Origin of the sequence: Acinetobacter sp. 22301 (assembly GCF_052045285.1) — a bacterium.
In the GTDB taxonomy this organism is placed as follows: Bacteria; Pseudomonadota; Gammaproteobacteria; order Pseudomonadales; family Moraxellaceae; genus Acinetobacter; species Acinetobacter pittii.
Genome location: NZ_JBQEOR010000001.1, coordinates 657,842 through 674,126, shown reverse-complemented (window position 1 = coordinate 674,126; position 16,285 = coordinate 657,842). Strand labels below are relative to the sequence as shown.

The window sequence follows — 16,285 nt, the reverse complement described above, 5'->3', positions numbered from 1 at the left end:
CTATCAATTTGATTAAATTTATTAATTAAATTCAGTTATTAAACATAAATATTATTCTGTCTTTTATTATTAAAGATAGTTTAAATAAAATATGAATATAAGCATGAAAAAGATCTTATAAATTTTAAATAAAGAACATTTGGAGATAAATTTAAAAAGTACAAATAAAAGATCAAAAAATTATCTATTTTCGAAAAATTGTTCAAAAATAGAGTATTCATAAAGGTTTAAGTGGCATTTTTCTGCTTCTATGTTATATATACCAGAGTTTAAAGCACTCTTTGCAATACTTGAGAAAGCATGTTTCAGTTTATCCAACAGCAAACCGAATTGGTTGATGTTCTTCAAAAAATGGATCAATGTTCAATATATGGACTTGATACAGAATTTATTAAGGTTGACACACTCTGGCCTAAACTTGGAGTATGCCAAGTCAATGTAAATGGTGATGTCTATCTGTTGGATGGTGTTTCATTAGATCTAAGTCAGTTTTGGAAAAAGATTTTTCTCGCGCAGCAAAACATTTTTCATGCATGTGGAGAAGATATTGATTTAATCTATCATTATGCTGATCAAGAAGATTTGCTTAATGTGTTTGATACTCAAGTGGGCCTTTCTTTTTTAGGTCATGGCCTGCAAGTGAGTTACCAAGGTGCTTTAAAACTTTGTCTTGATATTGATATTGAAAAAGATCAAACCAGATCTGATTGGTTAGCTAGACCTTTATCGCCTCAACAACTTTGTTATGCTGCTAACGATGTTTTGTATTTAATGAAGTTAGCTCATCATATTCAAGAACAGCTTAAGCAGAAAGGGCTTTATAACTATGTTCTTGAGGACTGTAGTAGTCTAACTAAAGAAATCATTAGTGAAACCCCTAACGAATTACTATATACCGATGTGGGAAATTATCGTCACTCACGTCGTCAGCTAATGCAATTACAAAATTTAAGTGAATGGCGTGAATACATTGTGAAAGCAACGAATCAGCCACGCAGTTTTATTCTTAGAAATTCAACCATGATTGATATGGTTGAAAAGAACCCACGCAATAGCTTTCAACTTTCGCAAGTTAAAGATATTCGTCCAAACGTAGTTCGCGAGTACGGCAAAACGATTTTAGAACTTCTTAAAGATTTGCCAGTCGAAAGCAAATGGCCATCAAAGATTGCAAAACCATTTAAGATTACGTCTAAAGAGACTTTAAATAAAATGGATATGGTACTTGCTCATGCAATAAATGAGACTTCTATTCCTAAAGAAGTGTTGTTGAGAAAAAAATGGTTAAACGCCATTCATCAACATGTTCTATGTCAAGGGGATGAACAGGATTTACCTGACTATCTATTAGGATGGCGTTATGAGTTATTAACGCAACCATTAATCCAGTTGTTTCAAGAAGAAAAACAAAGTTTATCTATTTAAAATGCAATAAATAATTAGAAATTTAAAGGTTCATCATATGATGAGCCTTTTTAACTAAAGCATAATCATGCTGTTAAATTTTTAATTAATTACTATTTAAAATGAGCTAATTATAATATCTAAGTATACAAAAAATAGATTTTCTGTAGTTTATCTAAATAATTATTTAACCTGATAAAATTCATAAAATAATGTAATAAAGTAAATATAATTTGAAATTTCAATAATGAATTAAATTAACTTATATAATGAGAAAAATTCAATTGATTAAACATACAGGTCTGTATATTCTTGGATTTAAGAAAAACAACTTCAATTTATATAATATATAACTATAAGTTTGTTTCGGTGCAGAAATGAAAAGCCTACCCAATTGGGTAGGCTTTTTTATTTTTAATGATATGGCTTAGTTAAAGTAACTTAATTTTATGAAATTTAAAAATGAGTATTAAAATCTACAGATATTATCTAAATGAATCAGCAAGTTTAGAAACAACTTCTTCAGCTTTTTGAAAAGCATTTTCTAATGACTCTATATGCCTATGATCTCTAAACTCTTGATACTCAGAAGTAATTTCATAAATTTTTTCTACGCCTAAATATTTGCTCAGTGTACGAATGTGGGGTACAAGATGACTCATATCATGCCGAATCCCATCTTTCTCAAACCCAAATTCACCGCTGGAAGTGATAATAATTAAAATTTTTCCAGCTAAAAGAGGTTGTAAGGGAAAGTCTCCACGAGCTAGGTCAAAATCAAAGGTTTTATTGATACGAATAATTTGATCAAACCATGCTTTCAGTTGAGCAGGCATGCCGTAATTGTACATAGGTGAAGAAATTACAAGAATATCTGAGCGTGAAACTTCTGCTATTAATTGATCTGATATAGATAAAACATCACGTTGAGCTTCGGTCCTTTTATTGTCAGGTGTGAATACAGCATCAATCCAGTTTTGATTAATAAAGGGTGGTGGATTCATTCCTACGTCACGATAAATATATTCATGTATAGGCAGTTGTTGTTTCCATGAGTCGATCAACCGACTGGCAATATTTTTTGAAATAGAATTATGGTTTGGATTAGCGTTAATTGCAGCTCTGACACTAGCATCTATATGTAATATTTTACTCATCATTAATTCCAAAAAGGTTAGGATTTAATTTATTTTGAGTTTTAAAACATAAGTAGACAAACGAGAAAATTACATTTATAGATGATTTTAATTCATTCATAAATGTAAATGGGGAGGAAGCATGCAAGTTTCTTTGCAAGCACTTAAAGCATTTGAATCAGCCGCTCGATTGGGTAGTTTTAAGTTGGCTGCTGAAGAACTTTCGCTTACACCGACTGCAATTTCACATCATGTTGCGAATCTAGAAAGCAGATTAAATGTTGATTTATTTCATCGACAGGTAAGGAAAATAACGCTTACAACGACAGGGGAAAGACTTGCTGGAGCAATTTCTGAAGGATTTCGTAAAATTGAAGATGCACTAGGTGAAATAACAGTAAATGGAAACATAGTAAGAGTCGCTAGTACGTCTTCACTAGCTGCAATGCTGCTAATTCCTTCAATAAATGAATTTTATCAATTGTACCCCGATATCTCTGTTGAGTTTTCTACAGGTGAAACTTTAGATAATCACTTGTATACATTACCTATTCGATATGGCGACGTATCTTTGGCCCAGTCTCAAGATATTGTTAAATATGAGTCTTTTAATGTATTTGGTTCATCCAAACTTGATCTGCTTAAATGTTCTAGTGAACCAATAACTTTATTTACGACAGAATGGAAAAATAAGGCATTACCAAGCCCACCACTAGAGGCTTGGCTTGAGGAAAATGAATGGAACCAAGATAGGGTGACGATTAAGAAATTTGATCAGGAAATTTTTGGGATACACGAGGCTTTATCTGCCAATGGTTTAGTATTTTGCTCTACTACACTTACCCAAAGGTTTGTTAAGACGAATCTTTTACAGGAGTTTAAAACTAAAGCCGTTCAATCAAAGCTATGTTACTACATTCCAAATAAGGACGATTTTAAAAATAGAAATGCCAGAAAATTTATTGAATGGGTAGAAAGTTTATTCAATCAATAAACTTATATCTCTGATTGGTTTTAACTACACAACACTAAAACTTATATAGCGTTTTTATGATATAAAATTAGATAAATTAATAATTAGAGAGATAAATATGCTTAACAACTTTAATGCTGAACAAGCTCGTCAAAACGCTAAAAACTTTAAAATAAATCAAGACGTCATATTGGAAAAAATTTTAACTGGTACTGAGTCTGAATCTAAGGAGGGGAAACGAAAAGCAACTTTCTGGTTTCCTGTTGATGCTATAAGCCCTGATCATCTTACACTGGTTGAAGAGGAGCTTAGAAGCAGAGGTTTTAATGTCTCAACTGATATTGAGCACTCCGGTACCACGATCACAATTGAAATAAGCTTCTAATGAATGATAATTTTAACTAAACCACTCTTAAAAAGGAGTGGTTTTTTATTGCATGATTTATTGTGAGTTAAAAGAAATTAAATATAAATTTATTTACAATTAAATTTATATTAATCAGGATATTATTTGACAGGTTCTATCTTGTTCTGTAGCTTTACTTTTTAAGTGGAATATGGATATGAACTTCCAAACAATACTTTTATCTTTCAAAAATCAATCTACTGGTACAGATGCATTTAAAGACTTAAAAAATGCATGTGAGCAGTCTCTTAAAGAATCTCAAGATACAAAAGAAAAAGCAGCAGTTTACCTAATCTACGGTTTTGCACGCAGTTATGTAATCTTATATGAAGATGAAGCTGTAACGACCGAATTCGCCCATACTTCTAAAACCCAACTCATTGCTTATATGGAAAGTCTTAATAAAGCTTTATTAAGTCAAGATGATAGCGCTATTTTGAGTGCGTTAAATCAAGTAAGCGATGACTATATAAAAAGCTCTCGCGTCTTCTAGAAAAAAATTAACACGTCTTTAAACAAAAAATACTTCTTTAGTTTGGGCTAAAGAAGTATTTATTTTTATAAATTAATGGGACTTTTTCTTACCGCCACCATCTTGTTTGTTGACGGTAGACCATGCAATTCGTTCGGCTTCTTCTTGAGAATGGCCTCTATCTACCTCACTCTCAACAATATGTTTGGCCTGACGTTTTTGCTTTGCTGTATAAGCAGTTTTATCACCACGAGGCATAATTTCGTCCTCCATATCTATGAACAAGATACTTATTATTGAATCATATCTCGCTATTAAACGAGTTAAGTAACATCTGGTGATGTGTAGTGAAGTAGTTAAAACTTTTACTCAAATGTGTATTCTTAAATAAGTGAAAAAGAAATTTATTATTTTGATAGCTTAAGTATAAATCTTGCAAGAACACTATTATCAAATCTTTGATGATGAATACTTTTTTAAAATCCAAGAACTGCTTTTATTTTAATAAAATAGATTTTGTGTTTTGGTATTTAAAATCAAAAACTTATATTGTTTTTATGAAATCTAACTCCTGTTTGGAACAAAGTTATTATCGACCTTAATCAATGTTGTAGGTTAATATTTCTCAAGAATTAAAAAAACGACTGATGCGTAAACAAACCTGCGTGTGTGTGTCGTTTTTTTTCATGTATGCTGTCCTTAGTTCAAGAGTTGATTTGAAATGCACTGTGATATTTATAGATCGAGCAAAAAAGATGAAATGTACATGTATATTGCTCGTCCAAACTATCCTGACAATACGGAACAAGCTGATCCGTTTGAAAATGTTCCTGAAGCTGTTTTACAAGCGTTTGGTCGTGCAACGTTTGTCATGCATTTAGAGTTGGCTCCAACACGTAAATTGGCGCGTGTTAATGTTTTACATGTTTTAGACTCATTACAAACAAAAGGTTTCTTTATTCAGATGCCGCCAGAAGGGTTAATTAACCCGAATGCAGTTGAACCAGAGGGCTTACGTGGTGCGTGAAGATCAAACTGGAATAATGAATCAGTTATTCTCTTTTTTGGATGTTATTCCTGAAGGTGTTATTGCTTTAACAGCTTATGGAATAGGCGCTATTATTGCTTTGTGGTGTTGGTGGCGATTAATGCGCCGTCTTCCTACCACTTTTGGTGCAATTAGCTGGTTGATTGTATTTGCTATTTTAGTTACACCAACAGTGTCTGAAGGACCGAATGCATCTGTAGCACCTGCTATTTTTGGACTTCTTTTTGGTATTTTAACTAAAGATAGTCCGTTAATTTGGTCAAATTTATCTTTAATTCTGTTTGTAGTTGGTCTAGGTTTGGTGATTGGATATTGTTGGTCAAAATATTCAACAAACAAAAGCATGCGTTCCATCTAACCATTGAAATAGAAAAATAAGGTCTTTACATGTCTGCTGATACCCAACATTTTACCGGTACAGATCAATATATCGCGACTGATAGTCTTAAGCTTGCTGTAAAAGCAGCTCGTGCTTTGCAAAAGCCTTTACTGATTAAGGGTGAACCGGGCACGGGTAAAACTTTACTTGCTGAACAAGTAGCACAAAGTTTAGGTTTAAAACTGATTACTTGGCATATCAAATCTACAACTAAAGCACAGCAAGGGTTGTATGAATATGATGCAGTTTCTCGTTTAAGAGATAGCCAGTTAGGTGATGACCGAGTTTACGATATTAAGAACTACATTAAACCCGGTAAATTGTGGGAAGCTTTCACCAGTGAAGAGCGTTGCGTATTATTAATTGATGAAATTGATAAGGCCGATATCGAGTTTCCAAATGACTTGTTGCATGAACTCGATAAAATGACTTTTTATGTTTATGAAACGAATGAAACAATTACCGCTACGCAACGCCCAATTGTAATTATTACTTCAAATAATGAAAAAGAATTGCCAGATGCTTTCTTGCGTCGTTGCTTCTTCCACTATATTGAGTTTCCAGATGAAGCCACAATGCGAGAAATCATTGCAGTTCATTTTCCAAATATCTCTGCAACACTAGTAAACGAAGCTTTACAGGTTTTCTTTAAACTACGTGAAATTCCTAATTTGAAGAAACCGCCATCAACCTCTGAGTTAATTGATTGGTTAAGCTTACTCATGGCAGATGATATGCCTGAAGATGTATTACGTAATCGAGATACCTCTAAAGCTATTCCACCTTTATATGGTGCTCTCATCAAAAACGAGCAAGATGTACAACTTCTCGAACGCTTGGCTTTCATGTCTCGACGTTAAGGGAGGGAGTAACCCATGTTTGTGCGGTTATTTTACACCTTACGTAAATATGGTGTTCCAGTTACCACTCGTGAACTCATTGATCTAAACCGTGCGGTGAGTGAAGGTTTGGTTTTTGCTGACCAAGAAGAGTTCTATCAGCTTGCTAAAACTATTTTAGTTAAAGATGAGCGATTTTTTGATAAGTTTGATCGTGCCATGAAAGATTATTTTGATGGCATTGAAACTTTTGATATCGATGAGTTGCTTAAGCAAGTTCATAAATTACCAAAAGACTGGTTCGATTTAGAACTTCTCGAAAAGCATTTAACACCAGAGCAAAGAGCTGAACTTCAAAAAGCAGGTTCTTTAGAAGAACTGATGAAAATGCTAGAAGAGCGTTTACGCGAACAGCATAAGAAACACCAAGGTGGTAACCGTATGGTTGGCACAGGTGGAACTTCACCTTTTGGAGCTTTTGGTGACCATCCAGAAGGCGTCAGAATTGGTGGGCCAGGGCGTAAACGTTCGGCGGTTAAAGTCTGGGAACAGCGGAAATACCAAAATCTAGATGATGACCAAGTTCTTGGAACTCGTCAGATGCAAATTGCGTTACGACGTTTACGCAAATTTGCTCGCCAAGGCGCAGCTGAAGAGTTAGACGTTGATGGAACTATTCGAGAAACAGCCAAACAAGGTATTCTTGATGTTCAAATGGTGCCAGAGCGTCGCAATCGAATCAAAGTACTCATGTTGTTTGATGTGGGTGGTTCGATGGATGCGCACATTGCCCAATGTGAAAAGCTTTTCAGCGCAGCTAAAACCGAATTCAAAACGCTTGAGTACTTTTATTTCCATAACTGTCTTTATGACTATGTTTGGAAAGATAACTACCGAAGAACAGCAACCCGCATGAATACGTGGGATCTGTTCCATACTTACGGACGCGACTATCGTGTAATTGTGGTGGGTGATGCTAGTATGGCACCGTATGAGCTGAAATCGGTAGGTGGCTCGGTTGAATATATGAATGATGAAACAGGTGAGGTTTGGTTACGTCGCCTACGTCAACATTTTGATAAAACAGCATGGTTAAACCCTGAAACTGAAGGGTATTGGCATTACACTCAAACCATTGGTTGGATTAAAGAGATTTTTGAAAACCATATGTATCCAATGACCCTAAAAGGCATTGAGGACTTAACACGCTACCTTTCTCGATAAACTTGATAACTTTAATAATTTAAAAAGAGGGATGATATGCAACATCAAATTAATGGTATTGCTTTGCCAAATGAACAAGGATTTTTTGGTGAATATGGAGGCCAATTTATTCCTCCGCATTTAAAAGAAGCAATGGATGAAATTAATGTTGCTTATGAAGAAATTCGCCATACAGCTGAATTTCAAAATGAACTATCAGACCTCTTTGCAAATTATGTAGGCCGTCCAAGTCCGTTATTTCATGCGAAGCGTCTATCTGAACAGTTAGGTGGCGCACAAATTTACTTAAAACGTGAAGATTTGAACCACACGGGCGCCCACAAAATTAATCACTGCTTAGGTGAAGCTTTACTTGCTAAATATATGGGCAAAAAGAAAGTTATTGCTGAAACAGGTGCTGGTCAGCATGGGGTCGCTTTGGCAACCGCTTGTGCTTTAGTTGGTATTCCATGTGAAATTCACATGGGTCAAGTCGATATCGAAAAAGAACATCCAAATGTGGTCAAAATGAAAATTTTGGGTGCTCATTTAGTTTCAGTAACACGTGGTACAGCAACCTTAAAAGATGCAGTTGATAGCGCTTTTGAAGAATATTTAAAAGACCCTAAAAACTTTATTTATGCAATTGGTTCTGTGGTTGGACCACATCCATTTCCAAAAATGGTTCGAGATTTTCAATCGATTATTGGTAATGAAATTAAAGAGCAGACGCATCATCGTTTTGGTAAAAACCCAGATTATGTTGTCGCATGTGTTGGTGGCGGTTCAAATGCAATCGGTGCCTTTACAGCATTTCTAAATGATTCGGATGTGAAATTGGTTGGGGTTGAACCAGCAGGACATGGTTTAGAAACTCACATGCATTCGGCAACTTTAACCTTAGGTAAACCAAGTCAAATTCATGGTATGGCGTGTTACGTGCTTGAAAATGAAGCTGGTGAACCGTTACCCGTGCATTCTATTGCTTCAGGATTGGACTATCCTGGTGTTGGGCCACAGCATAGTTTCTTAAAAGATTTAGGCCGTGTGGAATATAGCACTGCAACTGACCAAGAATGTTTGGATGCTTTTATGACCTTATCTCGTGTAGAGGGAATTGTTCCCGCACTTGAAAGTTCACACGCTGTTGCATGGGCAATACGAGAAGCACCAAAGCTGTCGAAAGAAACCATGATTGTGGTTAATCTTTCTGGTCGTGGAGACAAAGATTCGGATTATGTGGCAGAAAAACTTAAGCTTTAAACCAACTAAACATAAAAAGCGGTCAAACTTCAAAGACCGCTTTTTTATTTCATAGGCGAAATCTATACCTGGTTAAAAGTTCATTATTTCTTAATTAAAACAAAGTATTCTGATTTTAAGCTGTGATTGTTAGAGATAGGTGTGTAAAACACTGCTTCACAAGGCAAAGCGTTGCGTTGCTTTGTCTCACTCAGTAGAATAGTCACTTTGCAAAATTTGCCTTTGGAGACGCCTAAGTGGAGCGACCGACGATTAGCCCTGAACATTTACAGGAAGCTGCTGAAAATTTATCTACAATTCGAGATTTTATTCGCTTTGGGGTATCAGCATTACGTCAACATGATGCACATTTAGGACAAGGTACTGAAGATTATTTTGCAGAAAGTTCTGCATTAGTTTTACAAACCTTATCTCTTGAATGGTCAGCAGACTCAGAGATTTTAGATGCTAAGCTTTTGCCAAGTGAAAAAGCAGAATTCTTAAGTTTGTTAGAACGTCGTATTAATGACCGTATACCGACTTCTTATTTATTAAATTTAGCTTACTTCTTTAATAAGCCATTTTATGTGGATGAGCGTGTACTTATTCCGCGTTCACCAATTGCAGAATTAATTGAACAACGTTTTGCACCATATTGCTTAGATGAAAATGGTCAAATGCGTGAAGCACTTAACAACCTGCCAGAAAATGTAAAACCTAAAACTCCACAGCGTATTTTAGATATGTGTACAGGTTCTGGTTGTATTGCTGTAGCTTTGGCTTATGCTTACCCAGATGCGGAAGTGGATGCAACGGACATCTCTAAAGAAGCCTTAGAGGTAGCATCGATTAATGTTGAACACCACAATAAGCAATATCAAGTTGCGTTACTTGAATCAGACCTATTTGCCAAGATTCCAGCTGAAAACCAGTACGATTTAATTGTAAGTAATCCTCCGTACGTTGATGCCGAAGATATGGCTGACTTACCAGAAGAGTTTTTACACGAACCTGAGCTTGCATTGGCAGCAGGCCAAGACGGTTTAGATCTCGTGCGTAAAATGCTTGCTCAAGCGGCAGATTATTTAACTGAAGATGGTTTAATTGTCATTGAAGTGGGTAACTCTGAATGGGCTATGCGTCAGAACTTCAATACTATTGATTTCAACTGGCTTACTTTCCAAAAGGGTGGTTCTGGCATTTTTGCTTTAACTGCAGAACAATGTCGTCGTTATAGAAAACTATTTGAACAGCAACAAGCATAAGGAGTTGTACATATGGCAGGGAACAGTATTGGACAACTCTTTCGTGTAACGACATGTGGTGAGTCTCATGGTGTTGGCTTAATGGCAATTGTTGATGGCGTGCCACCTGGTCTTGAGTTAACCGAAGAAGATCTACAAAAAGATCTGGACCGCCGTAAGCCGGGTACATCAAAATTTGCGACTCAGCGCAAAGAACCTGATCAGGTTGAAATTATTTCTGGTGTGTTTGAGGGTAAAACTACTGGTACGCCAATTGGTTTACTCATTCGTAATACTGACCAAAAATCGAAAGATTATGGAAATATTGCGCAAACCTTTAGACCGGGTCATGCGGACTACACCTATACACAAAAGTATGGTTTCCGTGATTACCGTGGTGGCGGTCGTTCGAGTGCACGTGAAACTGCTATGCGTGTTGCAGCGGGTGCTATTGCTAAAAAATATTTAGCAGAAAAATTTGGTGTCTTGATTCGTGGTCATGTCACTCAAATCGGTAATGAAGTTGCTGAAAAACTGGATTGGAATGAAGTTCCAAATAATCCATTTTTCTGTGGTGATGTAGATGCTGTTCCTCGTTTTGAAGCATTGGTTACGTCTTTGCGTGAACAAGGTACAAGCTGCGGGGCTAAGCTAGAAATTTTAGCTGAAAAAGTTCCTGTAGGCTGGGGTGAACCTGTTTTTGACCGTCTAGATGCTGACATTGCTCATGCCATGATGAGCATTAATGCGGTTAAAGGTGTTGAAATCGGAGATGGTTTCGCAGTTGCTGGGCAGTTTGGTCATGAAACACGTGATGAGTTGACGAGTAATGGCTTCTTAGCGAACCATGCAGGTGGTATTTTAGGCGGTATTTCGAGTGGTCAGACGATTCGAGTTGCCATTGCATTAAAACCTACTGCAAGTATTACAACACCAGGTAAAACGATTAATTTAAGCCGTGAAGATACTGATGTGTTAACTAAAGGTCGTCATGACCCATGTGTAGGTGTACGAGCAACTCCAATTGCAGAAGCAATGTTGGCTATTGTCCTAATGGATCACTTCCTACGCCATCGTGCACAAAATGCAGATGTTGTTCCACCGTTTGCACCAATTGAACCATAGTCATAATTTTGACTGTAGTAAATTAAGCCCCCATATTTAACTTAAACTTGGGGGCTTTAATTTTTTTATCATATTCGGCTCTATTAAATTTTAAATTATTTCCTTGTCTTATAATCTCTATATAAATATAATACCCGCTATTTATTTCTGAATATATTTATCTGCTTAAGTAAGAAATTAAAGTCTTATTAATTTTATACTTACTCAAGATATTTATATCTTAAAACTAATTTTATTCAAATTAGTTTTATATAAGTTTATTACATATTTAAATTTTATTACTTTAAACAAATAATTTTCAAAGTCATCATTGAAATTGGGGAAATATCAATGAATCAATGTACATATAGAATTGGCTGTATGTCAAAGGATAAACTATTGCCTAAAAACTTAGAGGCAATGATAAAAGTTATTCATGACTTATCTTTATCCTCTCAGCTATCTGAAAACTGGATATATAGTGATGATAATCAAGATATATATATTATTGATTTAGACAGTGGCTATACAAATATTCTTATTCCTAAAAAAATTAAAATTGTATTAAGTAATAACCCTGAGCTTTTAAAAGGTTATCAATATGGATTAAAGAGGCCCTTAAGGTATCAGGAGCTTTTAAAAATTTTATTAGAAATTGAAAATAATGAATATTTTAAAAAATCTTATCGAGAACGAATAGAAAATATAACTGCTACAGATCCGTTTGAGACAAAAATTCTATACAAACTTGTTTGTTATCCAAACTTTAAAAATATTCATGCAGAGCAGATTGTTAATGTCACTAGAGTTTGTGCTTTATTATCTATTGAATCAAAGACAGTCCAAGAAATTAAAAAATTCTTGAACTTATCTGTAGATGAAATACAAAAAATTATAGAGATTATTAAAAAAGAGGCTTATCCGAACTATGAAACGATACATGAGAATATTGTCTCGATGTTGCCGTTTTCAAATGAAGTTGTTCAGACAACACCTCCAAGGATGGAGCAAAACTTATTGCTCTATTTTATAAATAAACTTTGGAAGAAGTTAAAAGGAGAATTCTGATGAACTGGAATTTTTTAGCTTAGAGTAGGTATGTATTAATCTTAACTAAACCATTCTTAATTTAATATTAAGAACTAAACAACAATATTTAGTACATATTAAATCTAGATTACATTTTAGCTTTACCACGGATGGAAAAGCTAAATAGAGAATTCTTTCATTATTTTAATTCAAAAGATTAATATCAAAAAACAAATAATGTAATCACTAGCCAAAAGTTATCCTCAATTGTTATTTGCCATTATTAAGTTAAATCTACAATTTGTTCTTCATTTACAGCAATCTTATATTGATTACGTCCATTGGTTTTTGCTTTATATAATGCATGATCAGCTCGTGCCACAAAAGCAGAAATAGAATCGTTTAGACGTGGAATTGTGGTTGCGACTCCTACACTAATAGTGACATGTGGTGAAACATCACTACATGGGTGTTTAATCGCAATTTTATTAATCGCATTCATTAAACGTTCGACTTGTATCAAAGCTTGCTGAGAATTTGTCATTGGGAATAGTAGTAAAAACTCTTCACCACCATAACGAGCAACTAAATCTCCACTACGAGCAGCAATAGAAGAAATAGCAATTGCGATTTCTTTTAAACATTCATCACCTTTGAGGTGTCCTAGCGTGTCATTGTATGCTTTAAAATAATCGATATCGACCATCATAATAGTGAGTGGGGTTTCATGTCGTAATGCACGTCGCCATTCATTATCCAAAGTTTCATCTAGATAACGTCGATTGGCTAAACCAGTAAGTGCATCTTGCTGAGAAAGTAAGGATAACTGCTGCGCTTGTTGCATGAGCTCAATGCGGTTCAGCTCAATCATACAGTTTTGTAAATAGTTTTCTCGATGTTGACGGTCCGTTGCATAGGCGAGGGTCATTCCCAAAAAACTACTAAAAGTGTAAGTTCGGTTTAAGAACGTCCAGTCGATCACACCATTTAAGTAGTTACTTACTAAAATTCCAACTAGTCCTCCCATCCATCCAGCAAATATGGCGGTATAAAAGCGCATACCAACAGCACCATAAATAATAACGATTGCATACATCATGGCAGCATGAAAAAGAACATTATCTTGTCCATTCTCAATAACGTTAATTAAAATAAAAGTAATTGCTACCGCTAAAGCCGAGCCAACTCCTACATAATAATCAAAATACTGATTTAATTTTTTAATAAATGATAAAATCCAAGCGATAAGAACAATTACACCAACCCAAGAATAATAGCTAAACCAGGATAAAACTTGTTCACTTGGTAAAACTTGATATATACCAAAGCTTAAAAATATATATAATATTAAAATAATAGGCGCTCTATAGCGGAACTCATAGGCAGCACCGTTTTGGTATTGAAAACGATAAATCGTTTCAAGCTGCTTTGGAAACCATACAAAGTTTAATCCTCGTGTGGTTAATAAATCTATTTGTTCCTGTCCCAATATATTGGAACCCTGCAACTTCATAATTAATGCTCTCTATATTGGAAGTTGTCATAAAATGAGACTTATTTTAAGTAAAGTTCCATCTAAAAATATTGATTATATAATGTGTGGTTTATTCAAAATAATAATACAGATTTTTTAAAAAAGTAATGATTTTTATCTATGTTAAATGTGATAAAAATCACGACATTTCAATGATTAGCCTAATAATTATCTAAAGTTCCCCAATCCATCGAAAAAAGTTACAAATGGTCGATTAACGATTGTATCTTTATCATTTTCGGATAGACTTATAGTGTGAAATACAGATGATTGCTGTCATATAAATAGGAAAATTAGCAATGACTGCTCTAAATCAATATGGAATGAATTTAGAAATTACGCCGCATAATGGATGGTCACAACGGTTCTGGGACGACCTGTTACCAGCTAAAGAACGGGTGAGTAAACATCCGTTTTTTACGGAAATGGCCAATGGGGGATTGAGCCTAGATAGTTTCCGTTATGCTCTACTTAATTTCTATCCATTAGTCGCCCATTTCCCGTCATATATGGCTGGAGCATTGGGGAAAGCGACTGGATTTTCTGAACCGGGAGTTACTGAAGCGCGAGATTGGTTAATTCAAAATATTAAGGTAGAAGAGCGACACTTAAAATGGTATCGCGATTGGGCTGGAGGTTTTGGCTTAACAGTTGAAGAACTTGATCATGTACGACCACCCGCTGCTATGAATGCTGTAAACCATTTTCTATGGAATATGAGTCATCGAGGCAATTTGGCAGAATGTCTGGCTGCAACAAATTTGGCGATTGAATGGGCAACTGGAGATTGGTCTATTCAGGTGTATAAAGGTATTCATACCTATACTAATCATCCTGAAGTCACGATTGATAAACGTTCTTTAGCTTGGTTGCGCGCTCATGCACATTACGATGATCTTCATCCATATGAAGCTATGGAGTTGATTAAACGCTTATGTAATGACCGTCCTGACTGGCAGCAAAAAGCATTTCATGCTGCTGAAGAAGGGCTGCGATATTATGAATTAGCTTTGGACGACTGCTATAGGGTACAGCTTCAAGCCTCTGCTTGATCTAGCCTTAAAAAGGGAGAATATCGTATGGATATTCTCCCTTTTATTTTATTCGAGCAACTTTAAGAGTTTAGTTCGATAAGGTGTTTCTTCGGGTAATAATTCAAGTAAACGCTCAACAGCATCTACACGGTCTGGTACACGACTGACTACTCGCAATAATTGATCAATATCTTCAATTTGATAAATCACATGACTCAAACGAGCATCAAAACAATCTCTCCATGCGCATAAAAAAGGACTTTCTGATTTAGCTAAGAAACTTCCTCTATAGAGTGTAAGCGTAGTTGATGTAAAACCAAGGTTTAAGGCTTGTTCGGCCATTAAAAAATCACATTGAATTTCGCAGTTAAGTCTATATGGTCGCGACTCGATAACGTCAGGTATTAGGTTTCTGAGTTGAGAAAGTTCTGCTTTTAAAGTGGTGGTACTTACAGGCCGATCACCATATAAAGCATAGTGAAGTTCTTCAAGATTAATTCCTTCGGGACAAAGGGTTAGGATGCACAGAATCTCAATTTGACGTTGAGTCAATGTAAGGCTGTGTTGGTTATATTGAACTTTAGGAGTGCCGAAAGCTTTAATATATAAGATATTTTTCTGATGAAATTGAATTGCTTGTTTAACAATGTCAGCACAACGCTCTACTGCTAAAACTCCAAGTGAATTATGTTTTTGATATTTAGTCGATAAATTCATAATTCCATAAAACTGACCTGTATTTGTATCAGTTATTGGGGCTGCATAACAGACCCAGTCTCTGACACTATTCATTTGGTTTTCATGTGAGTAAACACAGCTTGCAGAATGTGTATTTAATGCTAGACCAATGGCGTTTTGACCTACTGCCTGAGTAGACCACTGACCACCTTCAACAAAGTGGACTTGCTCAGCCGATGAGCGCATAGGGTGACTACTCCATGTCCAAAGTAGAGTACCATGAGGATCAGTCACACCAATGGCCATATCGGCATCTTCGGCAATATGCATTAAGTTGCGATGGCACTCGTGAATCGAACGACCAAATAATGAGTGTTCCCATTCCTCACCCAGATCAAACAAAGGTGCTGCTTCAAGGTCAAGTGATGGTTTTTTTCCTAATTGTTTAGAATGAGATGAGGATTCCGGCCGAAATAAGGACGGACTAGTGTCTATTAAAGGCGATGATAATTGTTCTGACATATCCATATCGAAATTCCTTTATCATTGAAATGGCGTAT

General features: G+C 35.5%; 17 protein-coding genes. 13 read left to right on the top strand and 4 right to left on the bottom strand.

Translation table 11 applies throughout. The features are described from left to right. Positions 1-300: 300 nt before the first annotated feature. Complete coding sequence (locus ACTJJH_RS03115) at positions 301-1,425, top strand: ribonuclease D (protein ID WP_002113905.1); 1,125 nt, start codon at positions 301-303, stop codon at positions 1,423-1,425. A gap of 464 nt (positions 1,426-1,889) precedes the next feature. Here ACTJJH_RS03115 and ACTJJH_RS03110 read toward each other — a convergent pair whose 3' ends face one another. Continuing rightward, complete coding sequence (locus ACTJJH_RS03110) at positions 1,890-2,564, bottom strand: FMN-dependent NADH-azoreductase (protein ID WP_322976646.1); 675 nt, start codon at positions 2,562-2,564, stop codon at positions 1,890-1,892. A gap of 118 nt (positions 2,565-2,682) precedes the next feature. Here ACTJJH_RS03110 and ACTJJH_RS03105 point away from each other — a divergent pair, with 118 nt between their 5' ends. From ACTJJH_RS03105 to ACTJJH_RS03095, 3 genes are all read left to right on the top strand, one after another. Beyond that, positions 2,683-3,534 (top strand): LysR family transcriptional regulator, encoded by an 852-nt coding sequence (locus tag ACTJJH_RS03105; RefSeq protein ID WP_346523890.1) that lies wholly within the window; start codon positions 2,683-2,685, stop codon positions 3,532-3,534. Between the two features lie 97 nt (positions 3,535-3,631). Continuing rightward, positions 3,632-3,898, top strand: coding sequence for a hypothetical protein (locus tag ACTJJH_RS03100; RefSeq protein ID WP_014206661.1), 267 nt, complete (start codon positions 3,632-3,634; stop codon positions 3,896-3,898). Between the two features lie 178 nt (positions 3,899-4,076). Next, positions 4,077-4,412 (top strand): hypothetical protein, encoded by a 336-nt coding sequence (locus ACTJJH_RS03095; protein WP_068527158.1) that lies wholly within the window; start codon positions 4,077-4,079, stop codon positions 4,410-4,412. Positions 4,413-4,484: 72 nt separating this feature from the next. Here the strand turns inward: ACTJJH_RS03095 and ACTJJH_RS03090 are convergent, their stop codons facing one another. Next, positions 4,485-4,649, bottom strand: coding sequence for a hypothetical protein (locus ACTJJH_RS03090; RefSeq protein WP_002113596.1), 165 nt, complete (start codon positions 4,647-4,649; stop codon positions 4,485-4,487). Positions 4,650-5,112: 463 nt separating this feature from the next. On the opposite strand from ACTJJH_RS03090, the gene ACTJJH_RS03085 reads away from it, so the two are divergent. The 8 genes from ACTJJH_RS03085 (at position 5,113) to ACTJJH_RS03050 (ending at position 12,518) form a co-directional block, all read left to right on the top strand. Further along, entirely contained in the window at positions 5,113-5,418 is a 306-nt protein-coding gene (locus ACTJJH_RS03085; RefSeq protein WP_005069366.1) for a YcgL domain-containing protein, read from the top strand. Continuing rightward, positions 5,411-5,797 (top strand): hypothetical protein, encoded by a 387-nt coding sequence (locus ACTJJH_RS03080; RefSeq protein ID WP_025469819.1) that lies wholly within the window; start codon positions 5,411-5,413, stop codon positions 5,795-5,797. The genes ACTJJH_RS03085 and ACTJJH_RS03080 overlap by 8 nt, the downstream gene beginning before the upstream one ends. A 29-nt stretch (positions 5,798-5,826) precedes the next feature. After that, a complete protein-coding gene (locus ACTJJH_RS03075; RefSeq protein ID WP_238517320.1) occupies positions 5,827-6,678 on the top strand; it encodes an AAA family ATPase in 852 nt (283 codons plus the stop codon). A 15-nt stretch (positions 6,679-6,693) separates the two neighbouring features. After that, positions 6,694-7,881, top strand: a complete 1,188-nt coding sequence (locus ACTJJH_RS03070; protein WP_000498060.1) for a vWA domain-containing protein — start codon at positions 6,694-6,696, stop codon at positions 7,879-7,881. A gap of 36 nt (positions 7,882-7,917) precedes the next feature. Next, entirely contained in the window at positions 7,918-9,123 is a 1,206-nt protein-coding gene (trpB, locus tag ACTJJH_RS03065) for a tryptophan synthase subunit beta (protein ID WP_440600719.1), read from the top strand. 236 nt (positions 9,124-9,359) lie between these two features. Then, positions 9,360-10,367 carry a 50S ribosomal protein L3 N(5)-glutamine methyltransferase gene (gene prmB, locus ACTJJH_RS03060; protein ID WP_262729788.1) on the top strand — a complete coding sequence of 336 codons (1,008 nt, stop codon included), beginning with the start codon at positions 9,360-9,362 and terminating at the stop codon, positions 10,365-10,367. Between the two features lie 12 nt (positions 10,368-10,379). Beyond that, positions 10,380-11,471: a chorismate synthase gene (gene aroC / locus ACTJJH_RS03055; protein WP_002113712.1), complete on the top strand. Its 1,092-nt coding sequence runs from the start codon at positions 10,380-10,382 to the stop codon at positions 11,469-11,471. A 330-nt stretch (positions 11,472-11,801) separates the two neighbouring features. Continuing rightward, entirely contained in the window at positions 11,802-12,518 is a 717-nt protein-coding gene (locus ACTJJH_RS03050; protein ID WP_440600718.1) for a hypothetical protein, read from the top strand. Positions 12,519-12,762: 244 nt separating this feature from the next. On the opposite strand, the gene ACTJJH_RS03045 is transcribed toward ACTJJH_RS03050, so the two are convergent. After that, positions 12,763-13,992 (bottom strand): GGDEF domain-containing protein, encoded by a 1,230-nt coding sequence (locus tag ACTJJH_RS03045; protein WP_017386898.1) that lies wholly within the window; start codon positions 13,990-13,992, stop codon positions 12,763-12,765. A gap of 320 nt (positions 13,993-14,312) precedes the next feature. Here ACTJJH_RS03045 and ACTJJH_RS03040 point away from each other — a divergent pair, with 320 nt between their 5' ends. Continuing rightward, positions 14,313-15,065, top strand: a complete 753-nt coding sequence (locus ACTJJH_RS03040) for a TenA family transcriptional regulator (protein ID WP_002113940.1) — start codon at positions 14,313-14,315, stop codon at positions 15,063-15,065. A gap of 48 nt (positions 15,066-15,113) precedes the next feature. Here ACTJJH_RS03040 and ACTJJH_RS03035 read toward each other — a convergent pair whose 3' ends face one another. Then, positions 15,114-16,253 (bottom strand): transcriptional regulator, encoded by a 1,140-nt coding sequence (locus tag ACTJJH_RS03035; protein WP_372548954.1) that lies wholly within the window; start codon positions 16,251-16,253, stop codon positions 15,114-15,116. Positions 16,254-16,285: the final 32 nt, after the last annotated feature.